The sequence below is a fragment of the Paenibacillus sp. J45TS6 genome, from assembly GCF_018403285.1.
Lineage (GTDB): Bacteria > Bacillota > Bacilli > Paenibacillales > Paenibacillaceae > Paenibacillus.
On record NZ_BOSJ01000008.1, the window covers coordinates 52,253 to 64,820 of the forward strand.

11 protein-coding genes are annotated in these 12,568 nt (G+C 42.3%); 3 read left to right on the forward strand and 8 right to left on the reverse strand.

What is annotated here, in order from left to right; translation table 11 throughout:
* Window positions 1–37: 37 nt before the first annotated feature.
* Complete coding sequence (locus KJS58_RS13430; protein WP_249717284.1) at window positions 38–1,102, reverse strand: lactonase family protein; 1,065 nt, start codon at window positions 1,100–1,102, stop codon at window positions 38–40.
* 200 nt (window positions 1,103–1,302) lie between these two features.
* Between KJS58_RS13430 and KJS58_RS13435 the strand changes: the two genes are divergently transcribed.
* Window positions 1,303–2,739, forward strand: coding sequence for a glycoside hydrolase family 1 protein (locus tag KJS58_RS13435; RefSeq protein WP_213532993.1), 1,437 nt, complete (start codon window positions 1,303–1,305; stop codon window positions 2,737–2,739).
* 143 nt (window positions 2,740–2,882) lie between these two features.
* The gene (locus KJS58_RS13440) at window positions 2,883–3,866 is read left to right on the forward strand and encodes a LacI family DNA-binding transcriptional regulator (RefSeq protein ID WP_213532994.1); all 984 of its coding nucleotides are present in this window, start codon (window positions 2,883–2,885) and stop codon (window positions 3,864–3,866) included.
* A 9-nt stretch (window positions 3,867–3,875) separates the two neighbouring features.
* Here the strand turns inward: KJS58_RS13440 and KJS58_RS13445 are convergent, their stop codons facing one another.
* The 5 genes from KJS58_RS13445 to KJS58_RS13465 all read right to left on the reverse strand — a co-directional run bounded on the left by KJS58_RS13445 (window position 3,876) and on the right by KJS58_RS13465 (window position 10,302).
* Window positions 3,876–4,361, reverse strand: a complete 486-nt coding sequence (locus tag KJS58_RS13445; protein WP_213532995.1) for a DUF4188 domain-containing protein — start codon at window positions 4,359–4,361, stop codon at window positions 3,876–3,878.
* A gap of 8 nt (window positions 4,362–4,369) precedes the next feature.
* The gene (locus KJS58_RS13450; RefSeq protein WP_213532996.1) at window positions 4,370–6,346 is read right to left on the reverse strand and encodes a sigma-70 family RNA polymerase sigma factor; all 1,977 of its coding nucleotides are present in this window, start codon (window positions 6,344–6,346) and stop codon (window positions 4,370–4,372) included.
* A gap of 67 nt (window positions 6,347–6,413) precedes the next feature.
* Window positions 6,414–8,399, reverse strand: a complete 1,986-nt coding sequence (locus KJS58_RS13455; RefSeq protein ID WP_213532997.1) for an RNA polymerase sigma factor — start codon at window positions 8,397–8,399, stop codon at window positions 6,414–6,416.
* A 163-nt stretch (window positions 8,400–8,562) separates the two neighbouring features.
* Window positions 8,563–9,006, reverse strand: coding sequence for an Rrf2 family transcriptional regulator (locus tag KJS58_RS13460; RefSeq protein WP_213532998.1), 444 nt, complete (start codon window positions 9,004–9,006; stop codon window positions 8,563–8,565).
* A 192-nt stretch (window positions 9,007–9,198) separates the two neighbouring features.
* Window positions 9,199–10,302, reverse strand: a complete 1,104-nt coding sequence (locus tag KJS58_RS13465) for a hypothetical protein (protein WP_213532999.1) — start codon at window positions 10,300–10,302, stop codon at window positions 9,199–9,201.
* A gap of 191 nt (window positions 10,303–10,493) precedes the next feature.
* Here KJS58_RS13465 and KJS58_RS13470 point away from each other — a divergent pair, with 191 nt between their 5' ends.
* Entirely contained in the window at window positions 10,494–10,991 is a 498-nt protein-coding gene (locus KJS58_RS13470) for a CcdC family protein (protein ID WP_283771280.1), read from the forward strand.
* 56 nt (window positions 10,992–11,047) lie between these two features.
* Here the strand turns inward: KJS58_RS13470 and KJS58_RS13475 are convergent, their stop codons facing one another.
* Window positions 11,048–11,506 (reverse strand): thioredoxin family protein, encoded by a 459-nt coding sequence (locus KJS58_RS13475; RefSeq protein ID WP_213533001.1) that lies wholly within the window; start codon window positions 11,504–11,506, stop codon window positions 11,048–11,050.
* Between the two features lie 260 nt (window positions 11,507–11,766).
* Entirely contained in the window at window positions 11,767–12,513 is a 747-nt protein-coding gene (map, locus tag KJS58_RS13480) for a type I methionyl aminopeptidase (protein ID WP_213533002.1), read from the reverse strand.
* Between the last annotated feature and the right edge of the window lie 55 nt (window positions 12,514–12,568).

Sequence of the window (12,568 nt, forward strand, 5' to 3'; positions counted from 1 at the left end):
CCGAGGCAAAGTTTATGTTTTTCGTAGGACTGCTCTTTTATTTTAATGGCTCAATACAAACGGGTGACTGCAGTTCTAATTCAAATCCTGTTTTCGAGAGCCTGCCTGTATCGCGATCTATGCGGAAAGAAACAAGATTATTCGTTCCCTGATTGGCAGCAATCAGCAGCCCACCTGCAAGGAGATTGAAATTACGCGGGGTTTTTCCTCCTGTAGATACTTGTTCTATGGCTGTAAGTTCTCCCGTTCCCTCATTAATATGGAAAAGAGAAATCGTATCATCCCCCCGGTTTGAGGCATATAAGAATCGACCGCAAGGAGATACACGAATATCTGCCCCTGTATTCTCATCTTGCGCCATTTCTCCTCGTGTCGTGATATGATGCGTAATTTGGAATTCCCCGCGATTTTTGTTATAGGTCATGGCTGTAACCGTACTATTCAGCTCATTCACAACATAAGCGAATTTCTCAGACGGATGAATGACAAGATGTCTAGGCCCTGATCCGGCAGGTAATTTTAATTCATAATGGGTCGAAAGCTTGCCATCCTCGTTACGGTAGACAAGTAGCTGGTCTAACCCAAGATCACAGACAAAAACAAAATTCCCATCGGCACTTGGCAGAATAGAGTGAGCATGCGGTCCCTCTTGGCGGTCTTTACGGAACCCTTCCCCTACATGCTGGATCTTCGCACTCATTTCTACCGGAAGACCCGAGTCATCTAATCTAAACACATTCACACTTCCGCTCGAATAGTTAGCAACAAAAACATAACGACCTTCTGCATCAACAGACACATAACATGGGTCTGCACCTTCCGTTGATTTCCGGTCTAAGAGATGAAGTTGTTTGGTAGAGGCATCGACTTGGTAGGTAAACAGTTCCCCTTCTCCTTTTTCACTTACTGCGTACAGTTTCTCACCACTTGGATGCAGTGCTACAAAAGAAGGTTGACCAATGCCATCCATCTGATTCATTACACGCATTTGACCAGTTTCTTTATTGGCGGCGATAAGAAAAATACTCGGTTCTTCTGCTGTCGAATACGTTCCTGTATAAAATAATACTTCATCGGCTCTTTGCACTAGTTCGTTCATCATCGATCGCTCCTCTTAATAAAGCTAGTCTAGTTACTTTTCTATTAACCATATAAGAGTTGCTTTCCTCTAATTTTTGTCAATTTCTCAAAAAGTTCATAAGATGCATACTTGCTCTGAAATGCATTTCATAACGTAACCTACTTGTGTACATGCTAGATAACAACAAAAAAAGGTAAACCTATATAAGGAGGAATCACTCTATGATTCATGAGAAACTAAATCCTTTTCCAGAGCATTTTCTATGGGGTTCAGCTTCAGCCGCTTACCAGATTGAAGGCGCTTGGAACGAGGACGGTAAAGGACCTTCCGTATGGGATATTTATACCGAGATTCCTGGAAAAACATATAAAGGAACGAGTGGAAAAATAGCAGTTGACCACTATCATCGCTATAAGGAAGACGTCGCGCTCATGGCAGAAATGGGACTGGGGGCATATCGTTTCTCGGTCAGCTGGCCACGGATTTATCCGGAAGGAACAGGGAAAGTAAATGAAGCAGGTCTTCAGTTTTACGATAATCTGATTAACGAACTAATTGCTAACAACATAGAACCTGTTCTTACGCTGTATCACTGGGATGTACCGCAAGCACTTCAAGATAAATACGGTGCATGGGAGTCCCGAGAGATCATTGAGGACTTTAACGAATACTGCATTACTCTATTTAAACGATTTGGAGATCGGGTGAAATACTGGGTATCCTTAAACGAACAGAATCACAATACCAACCTTGCCTTTATGCAGGCTTTGCATCCGCCGGGCGTGAGGGATCGCAAACGTTTCTATGAAGCGAATCATATTATGTTTCTTGCCAATGCGAAGGTCATTGATTCGTTCCGCAAATATGTACCTGATGGTAAAATTGGGCCGAGTTTTGCCTATACACCTTCCTACCCGGCAACCAGTTCACCCAAAGACATGCTCGCTTTTGAGAATGCAGAAGAATTTACGAGTTACTGGTGGCTGGATGTTTACTGCAGAGGAACGTATCCAAGCATTCCATATCGCCATCTTAAAAGCATCGGACTCGCTCCAACGCTTGAAGAGGGAGATGAAGAGTTACTGCTGAAAGGCAAACCCGATTTCGTTGGCGTGAACTATTACCAGACCATCACGTATGAGCATAACCCGCTGGACGGTGTATCTTTCGGGAAAATGAACAACACCGGCAAAAAAGGAAGCAATGAAGCAACAGGTATCCCTGGCCTGTATAAAACAGCAGATAATCCTCATGTAGAAAAATCGAATTGGGACTGGGCGATTGATCCCATCGGTCTTCGAATCGGTATGCGCCGGATCACCAGTCGTTATAACCTGCCTATTTTCATTACAGAAAATGGTCTTGGCGAGTTTGATAAACTAGAAGAAGACGGTCAGATTCACGATGCATACCGGATTGCTTACTTAGAATCTCATATTCGTCAGTGCAAAGAAGCGATGATGGATGGTGTCGAGCTCATTGGGTATTGCAGCTGGTCCTTCACCGATCTGCTGAGCTGGCTGAACGGATATCAGAAGCGGTACGGTTTTGTATATGTCAATCAGGATGAAGAGGAAGATAAGGACCTGCGCCGTATCAAAAAAGACAGCTTCTACTGGTACCAAGATGTCATTAAAACGAATGGTGAAAATATCTAAGATTCAGGTTCACCTGTTCTTTTCAAAGTCCATTTACAGCCCCTCTCATAGGGGCTTTTTTGGTTTCTTCCTTTTCATGATTATAATGATTATAGAAGAATTCTTTGTTGTGTAAAATACTGGATTATTGAAGCGAGGGTCCTATGGCCAATATTAAAGACATTGCCATGCTGGCAGGTGTGTCTGTATCTACTGTCTCTCGTGTACTTAGCGGACATCCCTATGTGAGTGAAGAGAAACGCAGGAGAGTTCAGCAAGTAATAGATCAGCAAGGATACACACCAAATGCCAATGCGGTACATTTAATCAAAGGACAGACGAAAACAATTGGGGTTATTGTGCCAAGCAGCCATTCTTACTTTCATGCTATCCTGTCCGGAATTATGGACGAAGCCTCCGAAGCCGGGTATGGTACGCTGTTATATCAAAGCAGATATGATCGAAACGAGGAAGAACAAGCACTTCATCTGCTTCGCACCAAACAGATCGATGGACTAATTCTCTGCTCTAGATCCCTTTCTGTAGAAGAAATTGCAAGCTACGGGACATATGGTCCGATCGTGACCTGTGAATATATAGAAGATGAGCGGATCTCTTCTGTATATACGGATCATTATGATGCTTTTATTGCAGGTATGAAACACTTAACCGAACATGGGCACATAGATATCGGATACTGTATCGGCCGCGCACATAGTACAAGCAGTCAGCTGCGGTATATGGCGTATACTTCTGTGCTTGCGGAACTCGGAGTACCTCTAAACCCGGAGTGGATTTTTGATGATAGTACGGAAATGAAAGATGGGATTCGTATTGTGGAGAGAATGATGAATATGAAAAAAAGACCCACTGCTCTCCTCATAACAGGCGATGAGGTCGCAGCAGGCGTTATTCTTCAAGCACAGGCAGCAGGACTTCGAATTCCCGAAGATCTGGCGATTGTGGGCTTTGATAACCTTCTGATCTCAGAAGCTCTGAAACTGACAACCATTGATCAACACTTGAAGCGTATTGGTCAGGAAGCTTTTCACGCATTCCATGAGATGAGAAAAGCAGGGCAGACGGCGACGGGCGGAACAATGAAACGTTCGATCCCATTTGAACTTGTTAAGCGATCAAGCGTATAACGAAAAGACCTATTCTTCATGTTTTTCGTTGTACTTCAGCCGGTCCCTTGCTGCTGGATGATGATCAGCTGAAAATAAGTTTCCCACTTTACCAAGTCCAGTGGATGGCATATTAACGTACACATTTTCATATTGTCCCGGCTCGATGAGATAGCTCTCATGGTAAACACCTACCGCATCTGTTTTACGAGAGAGCTGGTTAAATTCACGCCAGGCTTTTAGATGTATGCCCCCCTCTCTAGCATATCGCTCCATATCCTCAAACGAGCGCCAGTACTGGATAACGGTAGCACCACGAGTTGTAAACATGAACTCAGCAGATAAGAATCCCCATTCCTTGTTCGTATACAGCTCGCGGATCATCCGGCCCATAGCGGTGAATACAGGCAGACAAGAAGGTATCGCCCACAGTTTATTCACGCGCATGCCAATGATAAGAACGGCATATCCTTGCTCCATTTTCGCTGTGTAGCGCCCTCGATTTATTTTTGCCATGAATTTATTTACTCCTTTACGTTATTTGTAGAATCAATGAGTGGGATACTGATTCGCATCGAGTTATTCTCGGTGGTATCTGAATAAGACGTCAGATGAAAAGTTAATGGCTGAACATGTCTAAAATCATTCAGTTTTAAAGAAGTAGTCCTGTCTTCCACACTATACTCATTATCCTGAACAAAATAAGAACTCCCTGCCGCATCTTCATACTGATTGGAAACATGAAAATCTGTTTCTTTCCAGTTTGGAAAATGGACTGTAAAATAACCATCTTCGATTGCGCTGTGATCAATAGATAATTCGGTAGTAACATCTGCTGAATCTTTAGGTGAGGAAATGATCTTGCCGTTGTCTGTATTAACCACTAGAACAGGATCAAGATTCACTAAGGTATCTTCCATGCTAATCTGCAGATGATCAAATTCTTCATAATAAATGGATGGAAAAAGAAGATAATCGACTCCCATTTCAAAAGTTCCATATCCACGGCGGTTATCGTCAGTCCCTGTTTCTAGAACAATGCTATCTATACTGTCGATACTATACCTATTCTCAGGATCTGGTTTCAATCTCACTTGGGTATATTCCGTTGTCATAATCAGCTCAGTTAATTCAAAAGACTGCCCTTCCACAGTAAAGCTATCGTACAGCATCACATGTTTTGCTTCCTCTTCCGGCAGTTTAGGATAAGGCGTAGAGAGACTATAGTTACGGTTACGTTGATCCTCCTGAGTTTCAACTACGAACTTCATTATTGCCCCTTCCGTAGACTTCAGCAGGGAGCTATCATTTTTGGTAAATAACATCATCCCTTTCAAGGATGAATCACTCTCACTTGTAAGGTTTCTAGTTCCTTGAAGATTCCCAATTAAGTCTGTTTCACTTGCATCCCTGATTTCCCCTGTGATGTAAGGAATGTGTTGCAGTTCCCCCTTCTCAAGGGTGTACCAAAATAATTTCTCTCTCCCAAAGTTCATGGCTGCATCCAATATGAGACGCACACCGTTATCCGTCTCCATCACCTGACCCAGCTCTACATAATCACCGTCATCTATTTTTTCCTTGATAATATTATCCTCCTCACCTGTCTCCATCATAAAACTCAGGTCAGGTACAACAAGCGTTCCTTCCCGATTCAATGCCTCATGGACTTTTTCTGGAGCCCATGGATTGAAAACAAAGAGCATGACAGCAAGAACTGTAATGACCCCACTAATAGACCAGCTTACTATATTCCTCGTACGACGCAGTGGTTTCTTGCCTTCCCTTGCATCCTGCAAACCTTGCTGCACAGCAGATTCCCACTTCTTTTCAGCTAGGTTTAACCGCAGTGTTTCTCTCTCTTCTTCAAAATGCTTCCACAGCAAGGATGAAAGTATATCCTCGCTGTTCTCTCTAGTCTCCTTTGCAAGTATCGTCATTGCTTGCTGCAAGTAACGAGTCACGAGCTTTTCTGTCTTCCCTATGTATGTTGCCATTTCAGAGCTGTCTTTCTCTGCAAGATAGGTCAGCAGGAACACTTGTCTTACGGAAGCTGGCATGCGATTAATTGCCTGCTCTATTTGCTTCGTCTGCTGGCTTATCATCTGTTTCACTGGAAGAGATTCGCTTGGATTCTCATCTGCATCTTTTGGTTCCATAAAAATTTCCCCCATAGAAGTTCCCTCCACTGAGGTTGCTTCTATAGAAGACAAATTCTGCCGACTCTTGCCTTGCCTCTTCTTGTCTTGTATTATCAGCGTCTGCATGAAAAGGAGCGGGACATCGATTTCTTGATCTTTATTTTTCCTGCATTCATACCAGACAGCAGCAATTGTATCCTGAAGTAACTGTTCTGCCCGTATATGTTCTCTCGTCAGTGCATAGCTTACTATGTATAATTCAGGAGCTCTATGCTGTATTAACTCATCATATGCTGACTTTTCCCGGGTACCTGTTGCCGGATATTGTTGTTCGTCTGGTAATTGATGATGTGTATTCAAGGTTATATGTCATCACCTTTCCGTATTGTTCGAGGTTCATATAATGATTTATTAGCTCTCTTGCAATTTACTTCTTCACCATAGGAATGGTGAGACGATTGTGTACACTTGGATCTTCTTCCTTCTGATTCAGTTCAGATTCATTTTTCTCATAGAACCGAAAACTGAGAGGCTGGACATAAGGTACATTCGGAAGTTTATACAAAATTTCATCTTTTTTCTTAATTGATCCGCTAATTTTATAACGATTTCCCCCACCATCCATAAAATTTCCGTATATCCCATAACGATCTCTATTCTCTAGTGGATAGTGCAGGTAAAGTGTTTCCTCATTTGTTGCTGTTGAAATCCTCATATATTTTGGTAGATTCATATCACTATGCATAACTCCACCTGTGTTCGAATCTATAATAAATGACACATAATCCCCCTCTAGCTTCTTAAACCCTTCCACTTGGAGGCTAAGCTCTGTGTACTCCTCATAATAGATTGATTCAAAAATAAGATCAGAGCCATAGCTCTCCAGTAATGAATGCGATTTTCTGCTCGTACCTAAAATGCTTTTGTTTACTACATACAGACTTGGATCTACTAAGCGTCCTACAGCATCATCCGCTTCAGATTGATTCTTGGCTCCTACCGCTTCTACACGTATCCTTGTATTTTGAGTAGACATGGAAATATATTTGATATAATACTCCTGCTCTTGAATCGTAAAGTGTTCATTTACATCAATTGTTTTCATCGGCTTTTCTGGGAAAGTAGGAATATCCATCACAAACTCAGCATAACGAAATCTCTCATCATGGGCATTTGCCGTGATAGATACTTCTTTCTCCACTGCAAGTAAGTCAGTCGACGCATTGTTGGATAATGACACGGTTAGCCTGCCCTGCGTCTTATTGCCTTTGGTTATATAATGAATACCTTCCTCACCGGAATCACCCGTTCCAATTTCAATTTTGTTAGAGCGATTCCTTATGAGCCCATTATCAAGCAAGGGTGCTTCTGTCCCTCCTACATTTTCAAGCGTATACCATAGAATGAAGCCGGTACTCGTATCCATAGCCCCATCTATAATGAGCCTCAATCCATTGTTTTCTGGCAACACTTGCCCAATCGGCTGATAATCCCCTTCGTTCAAACGCTTTTCTAAGCCTGGTTCCTGTTTCATTGTGCGTTTCCAGTAACTCATATCTGGTGTAACCAAGGTCCCTTCTGCATTCAGCGGCTGATGTAAATGAGCTGGGGAACGACTATCTGTATACATATAGAGTATGATTGCAGATACAATAATCAGCATGGCACCAATAAAAGACCATTGGTAGACCCTGCGCTTCGAGTATTGATTGAAACTTCTTTCTTTTCTTGCCTCTGTCAATCCTTGCTGAACAGCAGCTTCTACCTTTCCCGTATGTAGATTAATCTCGATCCGTTCTCGCTCTTCTTCAAAATGCTTCCTCAGCAAGGATCGAAGCATATCCTCACTGTTTTCTCCAATCTCCTTTGCGAGTATCGTCATCGCTTGCTGCGAGTAACGAGTCACGAGCGTTTCTGTCTTCCCTATGTATGTTGCCATTTCAGAGCTGTCTTTCTCTGCAAGATAGGTCAGCAGGAACACTTGTCTTACGGAAGCTGGCATGCGATTAATCGCCTGCTCTATTTGCTTCGTCTGCTGGCTTATCATCTGTTTCACTGGAAGAGATTCGCTTGTATTCTCATCTGCATCTCTTAGTTCCATTGAGGTTGCTTCCATAGAGGATAAGTTCTGCCGACTCCTGCTTTGCCTCTTCTTGTCTTGTATTAGCAGCGTCTGCACTAAAAGGAGCGGTACATCGATTTCTTGATCTTCGCTCTTCCTGCATTCATACCAGACAGCAGCAATTGTATCCTGAAGTAACTGTTCTGCCCGTATATGTTCTCTCGTAAGAGCAGAACTAATCCGATATAACTCTCCTTTTTTTCGATCTACCAGTTCTTCGTACGCCCCGAAATCTGCCTGATTCACAGCTGTCGCTAACTCTTCATCTTTATATGAATGGTATACACTCAATATCGAACTCCTCCTTTAGTGACTGCATTTATTCATGCCTAGTTCACCATTCCTTCCAATCTCATTATCTCATGGTAATTATTGTATTATAAAATCTAATAAAGGAAAATTAAAATAAAAAAAGCCCGGCTTCTCAGCCAGACTTTACGTGTTCTGTCTCCCTTTATTGGAGACGATTCGCACGATGCTTTTCCTTTTCTGTTAACCTCTTCTGTACTTCTTCAAGTGTGATACTATCCAGATACAGTTCTACTACCCGTTCTCCATCCTCGTAAATAGTACCCATAACTTCTTTGATATTTGAAGAAACTACACAATTCGAACTCTCGTCCCCAGAACGCCAGTGCGGGGCAAAGGAACCAAGCGCAAATAGTCGATATAAATCTCCTAACCTAACATCACAGGGATTGCTGCTAAGCATATATCCTCCGTGGGCTCCTTCTTTGGTTGTCACATATCTATGCTTACGGAGTACACTCAGAACTTTCCGTACTCTCGCTGGATGAGTTGTCACGCTTTCGGCAATATCTTCACTTTTCGCAATACGTCCTTCTCGGACTCCCAGATACAACAGACCATGCACCGCAATGGTAAACTCACTGTTCATTATCCTGCCCTCCCATAATCTTACCGTGCTTATCTGTTTCTACCCTATTATGTTACGCAAACCTCCTAAAATCAAACCATGATTTACTACCTACTGGAAACACATGTAAAAATGTTACTATAATGGTGACAGTTTCATTTGTCAAGACAGGCCACCTTGTTATTTTAATGACCTGTTTTCATGATCTGTTTCTCACGACGATGCTTTAATCTCACTGAAGATCTGCTTCATAACCGGTACGTATACTTCCCAGTAGAATGCATTTTGATGTGTTCTTGGAATAAAAAACTTCATGACTGCATCCCAGCCTATATACTGAGTAGGGTAGGGCGTGTCCACACGGTTTGCATAATCTCCTGAAAAATAATAAGTATAATGTGTTGTATGATCAAACCGAGTAATGGAAGGAAAATGATCGGGAATCCCCGCCGCTGTTAATTTCTCTGCTCCAGACTGTGACAGATCCATCGTATACTCTGCCATTACCTCAGCCCTTGTGCGAGGTTCTACAATATCAAACCATCCATGATAGCTTGTTTTCCCTTTCACCTGGCTCCATTCGTACCCTTTTTCCGAGAATTCAACTCCAAATGACCTAGCCTCTAAATCGCTGCTGTCCAACACTACCATGTTCTCTTCTTCATTGATGAATATGATTCCCTCTCCCTGGTAGGTCCATTTCTTTCCAGCTACGAGAGTGTACTTCTGTTTCAAAAGTGTAGACACATTCGCTAATTCTTTGTAATATCTGCCCTTCCAACCCGTCCATTCTATACCAAACATATTTTCAAGTTGTTGTCTGACTTCCTTATCTGTAGGGTCACCAAGAATATTATATTCACCAACAAAAGTCGTCCCTGTTGCTGTCGCATACTGTATTTTCTGGACATCTTCTGATTTCATTCCGCCATAGATTAACTTTTGTTTGTGTGACCGATCTGCTTGTTGCTCCTTTTTGTATATACCATATGTATCTGCTGCATAAATCAGATCTTTCCCTCGCAGCGTAGAAGGAAGGGACTGAATATGATTAACAGCACTTGGGTTGAATCCGTAATAACTCTCCTCATTAACATAAGCGTGACCAGTTCGGTCCTTTATCTTTTGTTGGTTTAAAATCCAAATTAGACCTTTATGCTCGTTATAATTCAGATCCGATACTGACTTATCAATAATCGCAATATCGATCGTCCGACTCGGGTTTGCTCTCCACTGAATCCACGGATAATTAACAAGGATTAAAATCAGCACCAAAATCCCAAGGATTACGGCAGGTTTCCAGATATCAGATTCCACGCATTCACCATCCTTTATATCTTTATCTATTATTACTTTGGCAAGCACAGTCTAAGTATAATTCGGGTGGTAAGAAATGAAAAGAAGCTTAGTTCACATCCAAATCATAAAACAACTAGGTAAGAGTGTTTTCATTGAGATATGATATAATGAAGATAAATTTGATTTCACGCAAAAGAGAGGTCCTATACGTGCCGATAAGCTCTTCATTTTTACAAATTGCAGCAACCATTGGTATGATCTTTATTGCGCTTAGTGCTATTTTTATTCGTATGAAAGCAGCAAACAGACCCATTACCAAACGGAAGATTATCATTCCGCCCCTTGGTATGAGCACCGGATTTATGATGTTTATCGTGCCGCAAACGCACATCCCGTTTCTATGGGCCATTGTTGCTTTTTTGGTTGGTTGGTTTTTATTTGCATACCCGCTCATTAAAAGCACCAAGTTCGAGAAAAGAGATGGGCAGATCTATGTTTCGAGCTCCAAAAGCTTCATGTTCATCTTGCTCGGTTTGCTTACGGTTCGCTTACTACTTCATGAATTCATACAGAATTATATAACCGTAGTTCAGACAGGAGCCTTATTTTTTGTTTTGGCTTTTGGGATGCTGCTTCACTGGCGGCTGTATATGCTGCGGCATTACAACGAAACTTTTGGGGTCAAGGAGTCTACCATGGGTTCTTAAGTGGATAAAAAAAGCTCTGGAATCGAACACCGGATGTGTTCAATTTCTAGAGCTTTTTACTTTTTGCTATTTAAAAAAGCAGTGATCGCTTCCTGATCTATTGTTCCGGGCGTTAACCGGTCTGCTTCTTTGCCATTCTCTATATAGAGAAGAGCCGGCACAGATTCAATCTTAAGCTGGTCTAACAATGCCCCTAATTTTTCTTCATCTTGCTCACGGCCTTCATCTGTATTGTAATAATACACCGTCTGACCTGTACTTTGTGAAGCATTCTCTAACACCGGCATAAACTCACGACAGAATGGACATGTAGGACGGCCCACATATAGAAACCCTGACTCGCCATGCTCCAAAAAGGTGGATACTTCTTCGTTCGTTACCGCCGTTAGTACCTTTGACTCTTCTTCCTTCTCACTTCCACTGATTACTGCTAGTACTATCAATAAAATAACGACAATTCCTGCTCCCCATAACAGAGGACTTCCGAATGTACGTTTACTTTTGCGGCTATTCAATTTGTGTATACATCCTTTCTAACCATACTTACACCTGCCCTCTCGCAGTGTGTCCGCTTCATCTTAGGGTATGTTGCTATTATTGTCAGTGCGTAATCTAACTATCCGGCCGCCTATAATAAAAGAAAACACAAAGAAACAGGGCTCTCTTTATGTGGAGGATAAAAGGAGTCCTGTTTCTTACGTTATGATCTCTTTACTGCCTAGAGTATATGGGAAAAGTACGTCCCTTCTCCTCACATCTCTTTACCGGCTTGTACTCATTGTTCAGTCAAAATAATAGGACCATCTGCGGTAATCGCAATCGTATGCTCATATTGAGCAGACAATTCGCCATCTTGTGTCCGGGCAGTCCAGCCATCACTGTCTAGCTTACTGCGATAGGTTCCGATGTTCAGCATCGGTTCAATTGTAATTACCATGCCTTCTTTCAGACGCGGACCGCGTCCGGCAGGACCATAGTGAGGTACTTGCGGTTCTTCATGCATGTCTTGTCCGATTCCGTGACCAATAAATTCACGTACTACAGAGAATCCTTCTGCTTCCGCATATACCTGAATCGCATTCGAGATATCCCCGATCCGGTTGCCGATGACGGCTTTTTCAATTCCTTTATAAAGGGATGTTTTGGTTACATCCAGCAGCTTCTGTGCTGGTTCGGATACATTACCTACAGCATAAGACCATGCGGAATCCGCAAGCCAGCCATCGAGATTAACAACCATATCAATGGTAACAATATCCCCGTCTTTCAGCGCGTATTTCCCAGGGAAACCATGACAGATCACGTCATTAACCGAGGCACAAGTCGCATATGGATATCCGTTATACCCTTTTTGCTCTGGTGTTGCACCATGTTTTTTCATAAAGCTTTCTGCAAAAGCATCAATCTCCTGAGTTTGAATGCCTGGGCGGATGAGCCCTGCAATCTCTCTATGACAAGCGGCAAGAATCTCGCCAGCCTTCTTCATATATTGAATCTCGTCTTTACTTTTTAGAATAATCATTTGTGGCTCTCCTTGTCGCTTTTATCGAATCCTCCTTTCTATTGTAACTCTAAAT

Coding starts and splice junctions, on each gene's coding strand:
- KJS58_RS13445 (WP_213532995.1), bottom strand. CDS start 4,361: ATGGCAAAAATAAATCGAGGGCGCTACACAGCGAAAATGGAGCAAGGA.
- KJS58_RS13440 (WP_213532994.1), top strand. CDS start 2,883: ATGGCCAATATTAAAGACATTGCCATGCTGGCAGGTGTGTCTGTATCT.
- map (WP_213533002.1), bottom strand. CDS start 12,513: ATGATTATTCTAAAAAGTAAAGACGAGATTCAATATATGAAGAAGGCT.
- KJS58_RS13460 (WP_213532998.1), bottom strand. CDS start 9,006: ATGAACAGTGAGTTTACCATTGCGGTGCATGGTCTGTTGTATCTGGGA.
- KJS58_RS13435 (WP_213532993.1), top strand. CDS start 1,303: ATGATTCATGAGAAACTAAATCCTTTTCCAGAGCATTTTCTATGGGGT.
- KJS58_RS13430 (WP_249717284.1), bottom strand. CDS start 1,102: ATGATGAACGAACTAGTGCAAAGAGCCGATGAAGTATTATTTTATACA.